The 16936-nt window shown below is 73.1% G+C and carries 14 protein-coding genes and 1 pseudogene; 6 read left to right on the top strand and 9 right to left on the bottom strand.

What is annotated here, in order from left to right:
* Positions 1–34 precede the first annotated feature (34 nt).
* Positions 35–655, bottom strand: a complete 621-nt coding sequence (locus ACZ6B8_RS00425) for a DUF305 domain-containing protein (RefSeq protein ID WP_471605825.1) — start codon at positions 653–655, stop codon at positions 35–37.
* A gap of 84 nt (positions 656–739) precedes the next feature.
* A complete protein-coding gene (locus tag ACZ6B8_RS00420) occupies positions 740–1402 on the bottom strand; it encodes a DUF3105 domain-containing protein (protein ID WP_471074971.1) in 663 nt (220 codons plus the stop codon).
* 488 nt (positions 1403–1890) lie between these two features.
* Here ACZ6B8_RS00420 and ACZ6B8_RS00415 point away from each other — a divergent pair, with 488 nt between their 5' ends.
* From ACZ6B8_RS00415 to ACZ6B8_RS00405, 3 genes are all read left to right on the top strand, one after another.
* The gene (locus tag ACZ6B8_RS00415; RefSeq protein ID WP_355817577.1) at positions 1891–3252 is read left to right on the top strand and encodes a glutamine synthetase family protein; all 1362 of its coding nucleotides are present in this window, start codon (positions 1891–1893) and stop codon (positions 3250–3252) included.
* A 308-nt stretch (positions 3253–3560) separates the two neighbouring features.
* A complete protein-coding gene (locus ACZ6B8_RS00410) occupies positions 3561–3791 on the top strand; it encodes a hypothetical protein (protein ID WP_471074974.1) in 231 nt (76 codons plus the stop codon).
* A gap of 12 nt (positions 3792–3803) precedes the next feature.
* Positions 3804–4565 carry a helix-turn-helix domain-containing protein gene (locus tag ACZ6B8_RS00405; RefSeq protein ID WP_471605824.1) on the top strand — a complete coding sequence of 254 codons (762 nt, stop codon included), beginning with the start codon at positions 3804–3806 and terminating at the stop codon, positions 4563–4565.
* A 61-nt stretch (positions 4566–4626) separates the two neighbouring features.
* Here the strand turns inward: ACZ6B8_RS00405 and ACZ6B8_RS00400 are convergent, their stop codons facing one another.
* The gene (locus tag ACZ6B8_RS00400) at positions 4627–5061 is read right to left on the bottom strand and encodes a VOC family protein (RefSeq protein ID WP_471605823.1); all 435 of its coding nucleotides are present in this window, start codon (positions 5059–5061) and stop codon (positions 4627–4629) included.
* Between the two features lie 52 nt (positions 5062–5113).
* Positions 5114–5650: a pyridoxamine 5'-phosphate oxidase family protein gene (locus ACZ6B8_RS00395; protein ID WP_471605822.1), complete on the bottom strand. Its 537-nt coding sequence runs from the start codon at positions 5648–5650 to the stop codon at positions 5114–5116.
* 120 nt (positions 5651–5770) lie between these two features.
* On the opposite strand from ACZ6B8_RS00395, the gene ACZ6B8_RS00390 reads away from it, so the two are divergent.
* Complete coding sequence (locus ACZ6B8_RS00390) at positions 5771–8773, top strand: bifunctional [glutamine synthetase] adenylyltransferase/[glutamine synthetase]-adenylyl-L-tyrosine phosphorylase (RefSeq protein ID WP_471605821.1); 3003 nt, start codon at positions 5771–5773, stop codon at positions 8771–8773.
* 259 nt (positions 8774–9032) lie between these two features.
* The gene (locus tag ACZ6B8_RS00385; RefSeq protein WP_471605820.1) at positions 9033–10235 is read left to right on the top strand and encodes an eCIS core domain-containing protein; all 1203 of its coding nucleotides are present in this window, start codon (positions 9033–9035) and stop codon (positions 10233–10235) included.
* On the opposite strand, the gene ACZ6B8_RS00380 is transcribed toward ACZ6B8_RS00385, so the two are convergent.
* From ACZ6B8_RS00380 to ACZ6B8_RS00370, 3 genes are all read right to left on the bottom strand, one after another.
* The gene (locus ACZ6B8_RS00380) at positions 10232–11143 is read right to left on the bottom strand and encodes a phosphatase PAP2 family protein (RefSeq protein WP_471074992.1); all 912 of its coding nucleotides are present in this window, start codon (positions 11141–11143) and stop codon (positions 10232–10234) included. The genes ACZ6B8_RS00385 and ACZ6B8_RS00380 overlap by 4 nt on opposite strands.
* A gap of 106 nt (positions 11144–11249) precedes the next feature.
* Positions 11250–12275 carry a LacI family DNA-binding transcriptional regulator gene (locus tag ACZ6B8_RS00375; protein WP_471074995.1) on the bottom strand — a complete coding sequence of 342 codons (1026 nt, stop codon included), beginning with the start codon at positions 12273–12275 and terminating at the stop codon, positions 11250–11252.
* A gap of 25 nt (positions 12276–12300) precedes the next feature.
* Positions 12301–13941, bottom strand: coding sequence for a glycoside hydrolase family 13 protein (locus ACZ6B8_RS00370; protein ID WP_471074998.1), 1641 nt, complete (start codon positions 13939–13941; stop codon positions 12301–12303).
* Positions 13942–14296: 355 nt separating this feature from the next.
* Between ACZ6B8_RS00370 and ACZ6B8_RS00365 the strand changes: the two genes are divergently transcribed.
* Entirely contained in the window at positions 14297–15937 is a 1641-nt protein-coding gene (locus ACZ6B8_RS00365) for a SpoIIE family protein phosphatase (protein WP_471605819.1), read from the top strand.
* Here ACZ6B8_RS00365 and ACZ6B8_RS00360 read toward each other — a convergent pair.
* Together ACZ6B8_RS00360 and ACZ6B8_RS00355 are read right to left on the bottom strand one after the other, a co-directional pair.
* A pseudogene (locus ACZ6B8_RS00360) lies at positions 15934–16177 on the bottom strand (GNAT family N-acetyltransferase); the annotation flags it as partial. The gene ACZ6B8_RS00365 and the pseudogene ACZ6B8_RS00360 sit on opposite strands and share 4 nt — an antisense overlap.
* Before the next feature lie 21 nt (positions 16178–16198).
* Positions 16199–16915, bottom strand: a complete 717-nt coding sequence (locus ACZ6B8_RS00355) for a TetR/AcrR family transcriptional regulator (RefSeq protein ID WP_471075004.1) — start codon at positions 16913–16915, stop codon at positions 16199–16201.
* Positions 16916–16936 lie beyond the last annotated feature (21 nt).

Here is a 16936-nt window from a genome sequence, read left to right as displayed (position 1 = left end):
CGACGCAGGGACACCGCTAAAGCCCAGCGCAGCGTCACCGCTTGGCGCCCCGCTCCTTCAGCATCGTCGTCATCAACGAGATCTCCGACTCCTGCGACTCCACCATCCCCCGCGCAAGCCGCCGCTCCGCCGACACCTCACACCGCTCCGCACACCCCTGAGCCATGTGCACCCCGCCCCGGTGGTGCCGGATCATCAGCTGCAGGTACAGGACCTCCGCCTTCGCGCCGCTCAGCTTCCCCAGCCGCTTGAGCTCCGCCCCCGTGGCCATCCCCGGCATCAACGCCCCGTCCTGCCCCGCCGGCATGTCCCCCATGCCCATCCACTCCATGGGCGCACCCTCGGAGACCTTCGGCAGCTGCCACAGGTCGAGCCAGCCGAGCAGCATCCCGCGCTGGTTGGCCTGCGTCTGAGCGATGTCGTACGCGAGCCGCCGCACCTCGACGTCGTCGGTGCGGTCCCGCACGATGTACGACATCTCCACGGCCTGCTGGTGGTGGATCGACATGTCCTGCGCGAACCCCGCGTCCGCGGACGAACGGGCGGGCGTGCCGCCCGAGTCGGAGTCGGTGGCGGCCACGGCCGCCGTGATGCCGCCCCCGGCGACGGCCGCCGCCGCGACGCAGCCGACGATCCAGTTGGTACGCCGTCTCACTTCTCGCCCCGCCTCACTTCGCTCCCGAGCCCGTAACGGCACCCGCACCCACACCCGTACAAGCGCCCACCCCCACGACGAACATCACTGAGCGAGCCCCTGGGTGCAGGCAGCCCCCGGCTCCGGAGTCTGCTTGCCCTGCACGTACGTGGAGAAGAACTCCTTGACCTTCGGGTCGTCCGCCCCGGTGACCGTGCGCTGGTGCGCCCACGCGCTCAGCATGACGGGATCCTTCTGGTCCGGGACGGGACTCATCAACGAGTAGGGCGTCGCCCGGACCTTCGCCTCGAGCTTCTTCAGGTCGGCGGGCGCGGCCTTGTCGTTGTAGGTGACCCACACCGCTCCGTGCTCCAGCGAGTGCACGGCGTTCATCTCCGGGATCGGCTTCTTGTAGACGTCGCCGTTGCAGTTCATCCACACCTGATTGTGGTCCCCGCCGACGGGCGGTGTCATGGGGTAGTTCACGGTCTTCGTCACGTGCGTACGACCGAGTTTGCCCCACACCTTCTCGCCGTCCGACGTGACCTTGTACTTCGGCCAGCCCTTCGCGTCGTCCTTCGCGCCCGAGTCGTCGTCGAGGGCGCGGGAGAAGAGGAAGAAGCCACCCACGCCGAGCGCCGCGACGACGACCGCGCTGACGGTGATCATCAGGGCCCGGCCCCGACGGTCGCGTGCGCGCTCGGCCCGGCGCATCTCCTCTATCCGGTCCTTGCGGGAGGCGTTGCTCGTGTTCTTGGCGGAACCCATGGTGTGTCCTTCTGCGACAGGGACGGACGGGACGACGGACGACGAACGGTGCGCTGATCGTAATGCGGGGGAGGGGCGGTGCCACAGGGCCTCCTCGGACTCGGTGACGGCGGGGTGGTGGCGGTGTATGCAGGGATGCGTCCGCCTTGTCCGGCGCCGACCGAAGGAAACTTGCTTGCGAATGCAAGCTGAAGGAGTGGCGTGTGCGGGCCGGAATCGGAAGGGTGGGCGGCCCGCTGTTACCGAGCGGCCGATCAGCAGGCACTATGGGCACAGGGAGACAAGAGAGCGGAAGCGGAGCGCGGACACAGAGCGGAAGCCGAGCGGTATGAGAGCGGGCGGGAGTCCGTGGCGCACGCGCCGCGGCACGAGCGCCGCGGCACGCGCCGCAACGTGCTCGAAACCGGGAAATGGGATGCTCGGGTGCCCGAGCGTTCCGGGACGCGGGTGAAGGTGGCCTGACCAGCAAGGATGGGTGGAATCGGAAGATGGACAAGCAGCAGGAATTCGTGCTCCGTACGCTGGAGGAGCGCGACATCCGGTTCGTACGCCTGTGGTTCACGGACGTCCTCGGCTTCCTGAAGTCGGTCGCCGTGGCCCCGGCCGAGCTGGAACAGGCCTTCGACGAGGGCATCGGCTTCGACGGTTCGGCGATCGAGGGCTTCGCCCGGGTGTACGAATCGGACATGATCGCCAAGCCGGACCCGTCGACGTTCCAGGTGCTGCCCTGGCGTGCGGAGGCCCCGGGCACGGCGCGGATGTTCTGCGACATCCTGATGCCGGACGGCTCCCCGTCCTTCGCGGACCCGCGCTACGTCCTCAAGCGCGCCCTGGCCAAGACCTCCGACCTGGGCTTCACCTTCTACACCCACCCCGAGATCGAGTTCTTCCTCCTGAAGGACAAGCCGCTGGACGGCTCGCGGCCCACCCCCGCCGACAACTCCGGCTACTTCGACCACACCCCGCAGAACGTGGGCATGGACTTCCGCCGCCAGGCCATCACGATGCTCGAATCGATGGGCATCTCGGTGGAGTTCAGCCACCACGAGGGCGCGCCCGGCCAGCAGGAGATCGACCTCCGCTACGCGGACGCGCTGTCCACGGCGGACAACATCATGACGTTCCGCCTGGTCATGAAGCAGGTCGCGCTCGAACAGGGCGTGCAGGCCACCTTCATGCCGAAGCCGTTCTCCGAGCACCCGGGCTCGGGCATGCACACGCACCTCTCCCTCTTCGAGGGCGACCGCAACGCGTTCTACGAGTCGGGCGCCGAGTACCAGCTCTCCAAGGTCGGCCGCTCCTTCATCGCGGGCCTGCTCCGGCACGCCGCGGAGATCTCGGCGGTCACCAACCAGTGGGTGAACTCCTACAAGCGCATCTGGGGCGGCTCCGAGCGCACGGCGGGCGCGGGCGGCGAGGCCCCCTCGTACATCTGCTGGGGCCACAACAACCGCTCCGCGCTGATCCGCGTCCCGATGTACAAGCCGGGCAAGACGGGCTCGGCCCGCGTCGAGGTCCGCTCCATCGACTCCGGCGCCAACCCCTACCTCACCTACGCGGTCCTGCTCGCCGCCGGCCTCAAGGGCATCGAGGAGGGCTACGAGCTCCCGCCGGGCGCGGACGACGACGTATGGGCCCTGCGCGACGCGGAACGCCGCGCCCTCGGCATCGAGCCGCTCCCGCAGAACCTGGGCGAGGCGATCGCCCTGATGGAGAAGTCGGAACTGGTCGCGGAGACGCTGGGCGAGCACGTGTACGACTTCTTCTTGCGCAACAAGAAACAGGAGTGGGAGGAGTACCGCTCCGAGGTCACGGCCTTCGAGCTGCGGAAGAACCTGCCGGTGCTGTAGGCGCTTTACGTGCTGTAGGCGCTGTACGCGCACGAGGGAAGGGGCCGCCCACCGGCGGCCCCTTCCCTCGTGCCAGGGGTAGGTGCATCAACTCTCCTCGCCGGGTCGAACACGCGTGCTGGCGCAGGGGCTTCGCGCAGGTGAGGCCGTGCGGGCGAGCGACTCCGAAAGCCGCCGCGTCCCGTCGGAGTCGCGGGAGTGGGGCGGGGATGCATCAATCCCGGCAGCCGCCCCGGATCCAGTGCCACCATCGTCCCAACCGGGGCGTGGTGACGCCCAGTTGGCCCAACAGGATCCCGAGGTGCTCCATGCGCACACACCGCCCTCCGACCCGTTCCGCGGACGCCCGCCCGCACACTCACCGGACCGTCGTCGTCATCGTCGTCCTGGTTCTGGGCGTCGCGCTCACCCTCGTCGGCCTGCCCGTGGTCGTGGTGGCCGAGGTCCTGACCACCTGCGGACTGATCGGCGCCCGGCTGGCGCGAGATGCCTCCGCCGAGCCCGCGTCCGCGTCCGCGCCCGCCCCCGAAGGGCTGTGACCGAGGACCGCCATGGCACGGCAGGAACAGCCGATCTCCACCGCCAACCCCCGCCTCGAGGACCTCGCGGAGTGGCTGCGGGGGCGGCGGCGGGCGGCGGGGCTGACCCATCGGGAGATGGCGGAGAAGTCCGGGCACGCCTTCTCCGCGACCACCTTCTCCCGCGCCACGAGCGGGGACCGGATACCCCGGCTGCCGGTGGTCGAGGCGTACGCCCGGGCCTGCGACGCCCCGGCCGGCCAGGCCCGGCGGCTGTGGCGCGCCGCCCGCTACGCCGAGCACCGGCGCAGGAATCCAGGGGCGCGCGAGCCCAAGCCGGACCGCGTGTACGACCGCGACCAGCTCGTCGAAGCGCTGCGGCAGCTCTACTACAAGGCGGGCGCGATGTCCGCCGACGAGATGGAGCGCCGGGCCGGCGGTCACGGGGAGCTGCCGCACAGCACGGTGCTGCGGATGCTGGCGGGCAGGACCGTGTTCGATCTCGCCCAGTTCCTGGCCTTCCTGCGGGTGTGCGACGTGACGGACGGCGTCGAGTGGGAGCGCTGGCGGAGCGCCTGGGTCCGCGTGCGGCGCCATGAGGCGGTGGAACGCATGGCCGAGCGCCTGAACCGCAGACACGAGGCGTCGGCGCGCAGCCGCAGAGACGCCCGGGACAGGAACGACTCCCCGCCCGGGACCACGACCGCACCCGCGCGGCCCCCCGGCGCGGACGCTCGCTCGCTGCCCTACCCCTCGGTGGCCCTCGCGATGCCGCGCGACCGGCGCCGGGGGTGAGGGGCGGGGGAGACCGGGGAGCGGGGCGGGCGCCCCACGGCCTGCCCCGGGCGGCCGCGCCTCACGGCTTCGCCACGATCGCCTCCCGCAGCGGCGTCCCCGCCCGCACCCGGTACTCCTGGATGGACCAGCCGTTGCCGTCCGGGTCCGTGAAGTACATGAACGTGCCGCCGTCCTGCGGGCCCAGGGCGACCGGTTCCGTGACGTCCAGGCCGCGGGCGACCAGTTCGGCGTACGCCGCCTGGGCGTCGGGCACGCACAGTTGCAGGCCCTGGTAGGAGCCGGGGTCCGGGCGCGGGCCGCGTACCGTCTCCCAGATCGTGTCGCCCAGGGCGATCGAGCAGCCCGAACCCGGCGGGGTCAGCTGGACGATGCGCATGCCCTCCAGGACCTCCGTGTCGACGTCCACGTGGAAGCCCACCTTGTCGCGGTAGAACTCCATCGACCGGTCGATGTCGGCGACCGGCAGGGGGATCACTTCGAGTGTGTATTCCATGGGGCGCAGTACAGCAGGGGCGCGGGCCCCTGTCAGCGCTCCTCGCGGGGTGTCACGCGGAACCTCCGGCCGGCCCGCCGTCGAACCGCCACCGCGTCTGGCTGAACGGCTCGCCCTTGCCGAAACCGAACACCGTGCGCGGTGCCACCGCGAAGACGTGGGCGTAGCCGCCGCCGTGGTGGAAGCCGCCGTCCCGTACCTCGTAGTGCCAGAAGCTGCCGTACTTCTCCTCCCAGGCCGCCGCCACGCCCCGCAGCGCGGCCTCGTCGGTGACCCGCACCGCCGTGCCCTCGACGACCAGGTCGAAGCCCTTGTCCCAGAGGTTGACGCCCGTGGTGAGGACGGTCTCCGGGTTGACGGCCAGATTGCGGGCCTTGCGCTCCTCGGGGCCCGTCGCGAAGTGCAGGGCGCCGTTCTCCCACACCGCGGGCAGCGGTGTGACGTGGGGGCGCCCGTCGGGCCGTACCGTCGAGATCCAGAACAGCTCGGCGGCTTCGAGCCGGGCGAGGGCCGCCGGCCACGGCGTCGCTTCCGCTCCCGCGCTGCTGTACCTGTCGTCCAGTTCCGTACGGGGCTCTTCGCTCGGCATGATCCGTCCCTTCCGACGCTTCTTCGGATACTCCTGCCCCAAGACGGACTCCGCACGTGCGCCGAGTTCATCGGTCAGGCCGTAGGCTCGGGCCGAGGAGTGATCGAACGGAGGATCGGCATGACAGTGCCGCAAGGACGACGGAGCAGCACGTTCACCCGGCTGCTGCGGCACGGCTTCACCGACCCGTCCGCCGCGGAGCGGTTCCTCGACGACCCCGCGCTCAGCACCGTACGCGACGACCCGCTGCTCCTGGACGCCCTCGGCGCCACCGCCGACCCCGACCTGGCGCTGCTCGGCCTGGTCCGCCTCGTGGAGGGGCAGGAGGACGACCTCAGCCGGCGGGAGCTGCTCGACACCCTCGTCACCGCCAAGCCGCTGCGCGACCGCCTCCTCGGCGTGCTCGGCGCGTCCGAGGCGCTCGCCGACCACCTGGCCAGGCACCCCCGCGACTGGCGGGCCCTCGTCACCTACGAGTCGGCCGATCTGCACCCCGGCGTGGCCGAGTTCGAGCGGGGCCTGTCCGACGCCACCGACCCCGCCTCGCTGCGCGTCGCCTACCGCCGCTGCCTGCTCTCCATCGCCGCGCGCGACGTGTGCGGCACCACGGACGTCGCCGAGGCCGCCGCCGAGCTCGCCGACCTCGCGACGGCGACGCTGCGGGCGGCGCTCGCCATGGCCCGCGCGGACGCCCCCGACGACGCCGCGCAGTGCCGGCTCGCCGTCATCGCGATGGGCAAGTGCGGCGGCCACGAGCTCAACTACGTCTCCGACGTCGACGTCATCTTCGTCGCCGAGGCCGCCGACGGCACCGACGCCACCGACGAGGACAAGGCGCTGCGCGCCGCCACCCGGCTCGCCTCGCACATGATGCGGATCTGCTCGGAGACGAACATCGAGGGCACCATCTGGCCCGTCGACGCCAACCTCCGCCCCGAGGGCAGGAACGGCCCGCTGGTGCGCACCCTCTCCAGCCACCTCGCGTACTACCAGCGCTGGGCCAAGACCTGGGAGTTCCAGGCGCTGCTCAAGGCCCGCCCGGTCGCCGGCGACCTCGCGCTCGGCGAGGAGTACGTCGCCACGCTCGCCCCGCTCGTCTGGCACGCCGCCGAGCGCGAGAACTTCGTGCCCGACGTGCAGAAGATGCGCCGCAGGGTGGTCGAGAACATCCCGGCGGGCGAGGTCGACCGGGAGCTGAAGCTCGGGCCGGGCGGGCTGCGGGACGTCGAATTCGCCGTGCAGATGCTCCAGTTGGTGCACGGGCGCAGCGACCCCTCGATCCGCAGCGGATCGACGCTGGTGGCGCTGCACGCGCTCGGCACGGGCGGCTACGTGGGGCGCGTGGACGCCGCCCAGCTCGACGACGCGTACCGCTTCCTGCGCTCCCTCGAACACCGTATCCAGCTCTACAAGTTGCGCCGCACCCACCTCGTGCCGGAGGGCGACGCGGACCTGCGGCGCATCGGCCGCTCCCTGGGGATGCGCACCGAGCCGATCACCGAGCTCGGCCGGGCCTGGAGGCGGCACACCTCCGTGGTGCGCCGCCTGCACGAGAAGCTCTTCTACCGGCCGCTGCTCGACGCCGTCGCCCAACTCGCCCCGGGAGAGGCACGGTTGAGCACGGAGGCCGCCCGCGAGCGGCTCGTCGCGCTCGGCTACGCCGACCCCAGCGCGGCGCTGCGCCACCTGGAGGCGCTCGCCTCCGGCGTCTCCCGCAAGGCGGCCATCCAGCGCACCCTGCTGCCGGTGCTGCTCGGCTGGTTCGCGGACTCCGCCGACCCCGACGCCGGCCTCCTCGGCTTCCGCAAGGTCTCCGACGCGCTGGGCAAGACCCCCTGGTACCTGCGGCTGCTGCGCGACGAGGGCGCCGCCGCCGAGAACCTCGCCCGCGTCCTGTCCGCCGGACGCCTCGCCCCCGACCTGCTGCTGCGCGCCCCCGAGGCGGTCGCCCTGCTCGGCGACGCCCGCGGCCTCGAACCCCGCGGCCGCGCGGCCCTGGACCAGGAGGTCCTGGCCGCGGTGCGCCGCGCGGACGGCGCCGAGCACGCCGTGACGGCGGCGCGCGGCGTGCGCCGCCGCGAGCTGTTCCGCACCACCGCGGGCGACATCATCGGCTCGTACGGCACCGAGGAGAGCCCCGCCGAGGCCGACCCCGGCACGCTCGTCGACCGGGTGGGCGACGCGGTGACGAACCTGACGGCCGCGACCCTCGCCGGCACCCTGCGCGCGGTCGTCCGCGAGGGCTGGGGCGACACACTGCCCACCCGGTTCGCGGTCATCGGCATGGGCCGCTTCGGCGGCCACGAGCTGAGCTACGGCTCGGACGCGGACGTGCTGTTCGTGCACGAGCCGCGCGAGGGCGCCGACGAGCAGGAGGCGGCGAAGGCGGCGGCCAAGGTGGTCTCCGAGATGCGCCGGCTGCTTCAGATTCCCTCCGCCGACCCGCCGTTGCTCATCGACGCGGATCTGCGCCCGGAGGGCAGGAGCGGCCCGCTGGTGCGCACCCTGGGCAGTTACGCGGCGTACTACCGCCGCTGGTCCCTCGTCTGGGAGTCGCAGGCGCTGCTGCGGGCCGAACCGGTCGCGGGCGACGAGGAACTGGGCCGCGCGTTCATCGACCTCGTCGACCCTCTGCGCTACCCGGCGGAGGGCCTCGGCGAGGACGCGGTCCGGGAGATCCGCCGCCTCAAGGCGCGCATGGAGGCGGAGCGGATGCCGCGCGGCGCGGACCCGACGCTGCACGCCAAGCTGGGCCGCGGCGGCCTCTCGGACGTCGAATGGACCGTTCAGCTGCTGCAGTTGCAGCACGGCTGGGCGGAGCCCGGACTGCGCACCACCCGCACCCGCGAGGCGCTGGCGGCGGCCCGCGCGGCGGAGCTGATCCCGACGGAGGACGCCGCGATCCTCGACGAGGCGTGGGTCCTCGCCACGCGCGTGCGCAACGCGGTGATGCTGGTGCGCGGCCGCGCGGGCGACACGTTCCCCTCCGACGGCCGTGAACTCGCCGCCGTCGGGCGGTACTTGGGGTACGACGCGGGCCACGTCGGCGACATGCTGGACGACTACCGGCGGATCACGCGGCGGGCGCGCGCGGTGGTGGAGGAGCGGTTCTACGGGGCGTAGGGCCTCGACGGTTCTACGGGGTTGGGGCGCCCCGGGCCGGATGGTTCTGCCGGGCGTAGGGGCCCCGTGCCGATGAGCTCTGCGGGGCGTAAGGCGCCGTGCGGTGGGGCCGGACGCCGCTTTCGTCCCGCGCAGCCTCCGCCGCGCCCCGCCACCCCTCCTGCCCCATCGGGCACCGAACCCTGCCCTCGCGCACCTGGCCTTCCACCCGCCCCGTCACGTATCCAGGAAGAGTTCGACTCGTCTGCCTGGAGGCCACATGCGTGCCCGCGAAACCGCCCGACCCGTCGACGGGGAGCGGATCGACCGCGCACCGGCCCGGTCCGCCGCCGCACCGTCGGCCGCGGCGGGCATGTCGGCGCGGGAGGTGCTCGCCCTGCAGCGCACGGCGGGGAACGCCGCCGTCACCGAGGCCGTCCAGCGGGCCGCGGTCCAGCGGTCCGCCGTCCACGACGTGCTGCGCGCCGGCGGGCGCCCGCTCGACCCCTCGACCCGCACCGACATGGAGGCCCGGCTCGGCGCGGACTTCTCCGACGTCCGCATCCACGACGACAGCGCGGCGAAGGACTCCGCCGCCGAGGTGGGCGCCCGCGCCTACACCTCCGGCAGCCACGTCGTCATCGGCGACGGCGGCGCGGACCGGCACACGCTCGCCCACGAACTGACCCACGTCATCCAGCAGCGCCAGGGCCCCGTCGCCGGCACCGACCACGGCGACGGTCTCAAGGTGTCGGACCCCTCCGACCGCTTCGAGCGCGAGGCCGAGGCGAACGCCCACCGCGTCCTGTCGGGACCGGCGCCCGCGGCCCACGACCACGCCGCCCACGACCACGCGGCGCACGACCACGGCGCCCCCGTGCAGCGGGTGGCCGACACCCAGGCGGCGCCCCGCGTCGGCTGGAACCAGCTCCTGGACATCATCGTCGGCCAGGACCGGACGCTCGCCGGGTTCCAGTTCGGGCCCGAGTGCCGCAACAACGGCGGCAACAACCTCATCTCCCGGCCCGTGACGGTGACCGTGCGCGACGGCGACCGTACGGTGCAACTCGCCGTTCACCTCAACGTGATGCTCACCAGCGGCGGCGAGGTCAGGGACCGCAGGACGGGCGACTCCTCGGCGACGATCAAGGGCTCGCTCTTCCACCTGACCGCACGCCCCGTGGCCGGCCAGAACCTGATCCACCAGGCGGGCGCCTCCGCCCTCACCGCGGCCGAGTCCATCCACGTCGGCCGCAACAACGCCGGCGGCTGGAACAACCGCCCCGAGAACACCCAGCAGCTCGCCCGCGCGGTCGACGTCTCACCGGAGGCGCTGCTCGGCGCCCTGGACGGCAGGTACCCGCTGAGCGACGTGGCGGGCCTGATCGAGCGCTTCAAGAAGGACGTCGGCCGCGCGGTCCTGCACGGCCTGGCCCCCGAGGTCGTCCACGTGAACTGGGACGGCGACGAGTCGTTCGCCTAGCGCCGCTCGGCGGGCTCGCGCGGGGGCGTCCCGCTCCCGGTCTCCCCCTCGGCCGCCGCCCCCCGTACCGCCACCTCGCGCGCCAGCGCGTACGGCAGGGCGCCGTACCAGAGGCGGGCCACCAGGAAGCCGAAGGCCAGGCAGATCATGCCGCCGACCGCGTCCAGCCAGAAGTGGTTGGCGGTCGCCACGATCACGACCAGCGTCGCCGTGGGGTAGAGCAGGCCGAGGACCCGCACCCACGGCACCGACGCCAGGGCGAAGATCGTCAGGCCGCACCACAGGGACCAGCCGATGTGCATCGAGGGCATCGCCGCGTACTGGTTCGACATGTTCTTCAGGTCGCCGGAGGCCATCGAGCCCCACGTGTGGTGGACCACCACCGTGTCGATGAAGTCGGAGCCGTTCATCAGGCGCGGCGGCGCCAGCGGATACAGGTAGTAGCCGACCAGGGCCACCGCCGTCGTGGCGAAGAGGACCAGGCGGGCGGCCGCGTACCGCCCCGGGTGACTGCGGAAGAGCCACACCAGGACACCGAGGGTCACCACGAAGTGCAGCGTCGCGTAGTAGTAGTTCATGCCGACGATGAGCCATGTCACCGAGTCCACGGCGTGGTTGACGCTCTTCTCGACCGCTATGCCCAGATCCTGCTCGACCCGCCAGATCCAGTCCGCGTTGCGCAGCGCCTGCGACTTCTGTTCCGGCACGGCGTTGCGGATCAGTGAGTACGTCCAGTAACTCACCGCGATCAGGAGGATCTCGAACCACAGGCGGGGGCGGCGGGGGGTGCGCAGACCACGGAGACGACGTGCGAGGCCCCGCCCGTCGCGGCTGTCCCGCTCGGCCGCGCTGGGTGATGCAGCGGGCCGCTGCCGGCCCTCCAGTGTCGTCACGGTCGTCTCACCCATAGGGACAGAGTCTGCCAGATCCACACCCTTCGACCGATCATCCCCCGGTCGGGTTCGGCCCGCATTCCCTACGCCGATGGGAGGAGGTCACGATCCGGGTGTGCCCCTAGGGGCGCCCGGGACCCGAGGCCGTCGAACCGCGGACCACCAGCTCCGGCATGAAGACGAATTCGCCGGGCGGGGCGGGGGTGCCGCCGAGCTCTTCGAGGAGGGTGCGGACCGCGGCCTGGCCCATCGCGGGGACCGGCTTGCGCACCGTGGTCAGCGGCGGGTCGGTGAAGGCGATCAGCGGGGAGTCGTCGAACCCGACCACGGAGACGTCGTCCGGCACCTCCAGACCGCGCTGTCGCGCCGCCCGGATCGCGCCGAGGGCCATCATGTCGCTGGCGCACACGACGGCCGTGCAGCCGCCCTCCAGGAGCGCCTCGGCCGCCGCCTGGCCCCCCTCCAGCGTGTACAGAGAGTGCTGGACCAGCTGCGTCTCGATGTCGGCGGGGGAGAGGCCCACCAGCTCCCGCATCGCCCGGACGAAGCCCTCGATCTTCCGCTGTACGGGCACGAACCGCAGCGGGCCGACGGCGAGCCCGATGCGGGTATGACCCAGCGAGACGAGGTGGGTCACCGCGAGGCGCGTCGCCGCCCGGTCGTCGGGGGAGATGGCCGGCGCCCGCACCGCCGGCGAGAAGCCGTCCACCAGGACGAAGGGCACGTCCTGGGCGCGCAGCCGCTCGTAGCGCCCCATGTCCGCGGTGGTGTCCGCGTGCAGGCCGGAGACGAAGATGATCCCGGCGACGCCACGGTCCACCAGCATCTCGGTGAGCTCGTCCTCGGTGGAGCCGCCCGGGGTCTGGGTGGCGAGCACCGGCGTGTACCCCTGCCGGGTCAGGGCCTGTCCGATCACCTGCGCGAGCGCCGGGAAGATCGGGTTCTCCAGCTCCGGCGTGATCAGTCCGACCAGGCCCGCGCTGCGCTGCCGCAGCCGCACCGGCCGTTCGTAGCCGAGGACGTCGAGGGCGGCGAGGACGGACTGGCGGGTGCCCGCGGCGACGCCCGGCTTGCCGTTGAGCACGCGGCTTACTGTCGCTTCGCTGACCCCCGCCTGGGCTGCGATGTCGGCTAGCCGTGCGGTCACAGGATTGGACTGTACCGGTCGTATCTCAGGCTGCCCACCAGACCGTTGAATCCGCCGGGAGCACGGTCGATCCCGCGCCCGGCTCGGTCCGCGCGCTCGCGAGCAGCGGCGTGCCGGGGGTGGGCAACGCCAGTGGCGCCGCCGTGAGGTTGACCGTGCAGACGAACGCGCCGCCCGGCGCGGTGCGGCGGAAGGCGAGCACGCCTTCGGGCGACGGCAGCCACGTGATGTCGCGGCCCGCGCCGAGCGCCGGGTGGGCGCGGCGCACGGCGAGCGCCCGCCGGTAGAACTCAAGGGTGGAGGCGGGGTCGCCGGTCTGCGCCGCCACCGACAGGTGCTCCCAGGAGTCCGGCTGCGGCAGCCAGCTCGGACCGCCCGGCACCGGCCCGAAACCGAAGGGCCGGCTCCGCCCCGACCAGGGCATCGGCACCCGGCAGCCGTCCCGCGTGCCGTCCTGCCCGGTGCTGCGGAAGAACGCCGGGTCCTGGCGCACCTCGTCCGGCAGCTCCGTGACCTCGGGCAGGCCGAGCTCCTCGCCCTGGTAGAGGTAGGCCGAGCCGGGCAGCGCCAGCATCAGCAGGGTGGCCGCCCGCGCCCGGCGCAGGCCGCGGGCCGCGTCGCCGTCGGCCAGCCGCGTGCGGTGGCGTACGACGTCGTGGTTGGAGAGCACCCAGGTGGCGGGCGCGTCCACGGCGTTCATCGCGGTCAGCGAGCGGTCGATGACGGCGCGCAGCGCGGCGGCGTCCCAGCCGGTCGTCAGGTACGCGAAGTTGAAGGCCTGGTGCAGCTCGTCGGGGCGCAGATAGCGGGCGCTGCGCTCGACCGTCGGGGTCCACGCCTCGGCGACGGCGATGCGCTCGCCTCCGTACTCCTCCAGGACCTGCCGCCAGTCGCGGTAGATGGCGTGCACGCCGTCCTGGTCGAAGTACGGCACGGCCTGCTTGCCGAGCAGCCTGACCTGTTCGGCGTGGCCGATGTCGGGCAGCCCGGACGCCTTGACCAGGCCGTGGGCGACGTCGATGCGGAAGCCGTCCACGCCGAGGTCGAGCCAGAACCGCAGGACGGAGCGGAACTCCGCGTGGACGGCCGGGTGGTCCCAGTTGAAGTCGGGCTGCTCGGGCGCGAAGAGGTGCAGGTACCACGCGCCGTCGGGCACCCGGCTCCAGGCGGGGCCGCCGAACACCGACTCCCAGTCGTTGGGCGGGAGTTCGCCCGCCGCGCCCTTGCCGGGCCGGAAGTGGAAGCGGTCCCGCGCCGGCGATCCCGGGCCCTCGCGCAGTGCCCGCCGGAACCACTCGTGCCGGTCGGAGCAGTGGTTGGGCACGATGTCGAAGATGACGCGCAGGCCGAGGGCGTGGGCCTCGCGGATGAGCGTGTCGGCGTCGGAGAGGGTGCCGAACATCGGGTCGACGGCGCGGTAGTCCGCCACGTCGTACCCCGCGTCGGCCTGCGGCGAGGCGTAGAAGGGGGAGAGCCAGACGGCGTCGACGCCGAGGTCGCGCAGGTGCGTCAGGCGGGCCGTGATGCCGGGCAGGTCGCCCATGCCGTCGCCGTCGCCGTCGGCGAAACTGCGCGGATAGACCTGGTAGATGACCGCGTCGCGCCACCACCGGCGGGCGGACGCGGAGTCGCCGGCGGCGGGCGCGGCGGTGACGTTCTGGGTCATGGGGCCCCTCGGAGGTGCGGACGTCGCGTGCGGGCGGGCCGGTGGCGGGCCGGACACTTTGGTGAACGCCGTGCGGAACGCGAAGGTCACGAGGGCGCCCGCCCCACCGGCGGGCGGCGTCCCCGCGTCCCGCGACGGCGGGTCCGGACATGAGCCCCGGAGCGTGCCGCGCACACCCCGTCGCCGGACGGGCGAAGATCTTATCGTCAAGTCCACGCCCGTCGTACGGAGTTCCGGGATCTTCACCGGTCCCGGTCGGAGCGGCGCCGTCACCTCCCGGAGCGCCCGAAGGGACGCTAATTTAAGGAGGCAGGCCCGAGGGAGGTCTGCCCCATCAGCCCCAAAGGGGCCCCGCGTGAGCGTCAACGGCAAGGCAGGCACCACGATTCTGGTGGTAGACGACGTCGCCGCCAGCCGATACGCACTGGGCGCAGTCCTGCGCAGGGACGGCCACCGGGTGGTCCTCGCCGCCAGCGCGGGCGAGGCCCTCGTCGAGCTCGACGCGCGCCGCCGCGCCGGGCGCCTCCCCGACGTGGCGCTGGTCGACGTCGGCCTGCCCGACATGAGCGGCTTCGACCTGTGCCGCAGGCTGAAGGAGTCGCCGCCCTTCGCGGCCCTGCCCGTCGTGCACTTCTCCGCCGCCCGCACCGCCCCCGCCGACCGGTGCCGCGGCCTCGACGCGGGCGGTGAGGCCTATCTGACGGTGCCCGCCGAGCCGGAGGAGATCCAGGCCGTGGTGCGTGCCGCGGCCCGCGGGGCCCGCCACCGCTGCGACGCCGAGGCGCAGGCCGGCCATCTGACCCGGCTCGCCGAGACGATCCTCGCCGTCCAGTCGGCCCGCTGCCCGCGCGAACTCGCCGAGGCGGCCGCGACCGGCGCCGCCCGGCTCACCCACGGCCCCGCCGCCGCGTTCATCGTCGGCGACGACGGCGAACTCCACCGGGGCCTGTCCCGGCGCAGGGCCGCCGCGTCGCTGCCGGGCGACGGCGCGCACGCCACCGTCGCCCGGCTGATCCAGCGCGGTCTGACGGGCCACGTCGGGGTGCGCGACACCGTCGTGCCCGCAGCCGTGTGGCCGCCCGGCTTCTTCCACGCCGAACCGTCCGGCGGCAGCGGGCTCCCCGACGGCGCCCGGCTCGCCCTGGCCCGCTCCCGCGAGGGCTGCGCACCGGTGTGCCTCGCCACCCCCGCGTACGCCCGGGGGCTGCTCCCCGACACCGGCCGCCTGGTGGGACGGCTCGCGCACGCCACCGCGGTCGCCGCCGAGCGACTCCTCATGTACGAGATGGAGCGCCACATCGCGCTGACCCTGCAACGCAGCTTCCTGCCCGCGCACGTACCGCAGACCCCCGGCACCGAAGTCGTCGTCCGCTACGAACCCGCCTCCCGCGACACGGAGATCGGCGGCGACTTCTACGCCTCGCTCGGCACCCCCCAGGGTCTCCTCGCCGGCATCGGCGACGTCGTGGGCCACTCCCTGGAGGCCGCCACGGTCATGGTGGAGATCCGGCACGCGCTGCGCGCCTACTGCGTCGAGGACACCGACCCCGCGGCGCTCGCCCGCCGCCTCGACCGGATGCTGCAGCGCTACCACCCGGAGGTGACGGCCACCCTCTGCCTCGCCCTCGTCGACCCGGCGACCGGCCGCACCCGCGTCGCCAACGCCGGGCACATCCCGCCCCTCGTCGTCCACGACGACGGCACGGCCGGCTACCTCGGCGCGAAGGGCCCGCTGCTCGGTCTCGGCCTGGACAGACCGCCGCCGACCGAGACCGTGCTGCGCCCCACCGACCGGTTCCTCATGGTCACCGACGGGCTCATCGAGACCCGCGGCACCGACCTCGCCGTCTCCATGGAACACCTGCGCACCGTCGCGGCGGACGCGCCGCCCGGCGTCACGGCCCTGTGCGACACCCTGCTCGCCTGCCTGGGCCACGACCGCGAGGACGACATCGCGCTGCTCGCCCTGCGGGTGTGCCCGGACGAAAGCCCCTAGCGCAGCGGCTTCTCCAGCAGCAGCACGCCGTACGACGTGCCGTCCGCGGCGGCCTTGTCGGCCAGTTCCCCGACGACCGTGTAACCGGCCGCCTCGTAGTACGCGCGCAGCCGCGGGTTGGCCGCCACACAGTCCAGCCGGGCCACCGCGCGCCCCGCCCCCGCGGGGGGCGCCGCGGCGCGTCATCAGCGGGTGCACGTACCCGGCCACCGGCGGCTGCGCACCCCACGCCTGCTCGTCGGACGGGCAGGTGCGCGGTGGTCACGGGGCGAGTGCCACCAGCCGTTCGATCAGTTCGGCGAACGGGCCGTCCGGGGGCTCCGCGGCGAGGATCGTGCGCAGCAGCCCCGCCATCTCCGGGTCGTACGCCGCGCTCACCGCGGTCAGCGCCGCGAAGTCGTGCACCAGCTGCAACTCCAGCTCCGCGCGCGGGATGCGCCGCCCGTCCAGCCAGATCAGCGCCGTCGACTCGGCCAGCGAGATCCACGACCGCACGACCAGTTCGAGCCGGGCGGGCGGGTCGGTGACGCCCAGGTGCGCGAGGATCTGGTCGTACGCCGCCTGGCGCACCGAGTCGATCAGCGCGTTCGTCGTCGAGACGGCCTCCTGCGCGCAGGCGCCGCCCGCCGAGACCGCGGGGCCGCCCCGCATCAGCGCCGAGAACCCGGGCCCGTGCTCGTCGACGAAGGCGAGGAAGCGCCCCATCACCCGCAGCAGCCGCGCCCCGAGCGGACCCTCGTGCGGCTCCGCGAACCGGCCCGCCAGATCCTCCGCCGCCCGGCGCAGCGCCGCCTCGTACAGGCTGAGTTTGCCGGGGAAGTAGTGGTAGACCAGCGGGCGCGAGATGCCCGCGGCCGCTGCTATCTCGTCGATGGAGACGTCGTCGGGGGAGCGGTGGCTGAACAGTTCGAGCGCGACCCCGATCAACTGCTCCCGCCGCTCCTCGACACCCATCCTGCGGCGCACCCCGGTTGTCATACGAACACCTTACCGAGCGGA

The organism is Streptomyces sp. NPDC041122, from assembly GCF_055592445.1.
The sequence above is the reverse complement of the archived record's forward strand: the minus strand, read 5'-3'. Positions and strand labels throughout refer to the sequence as shown.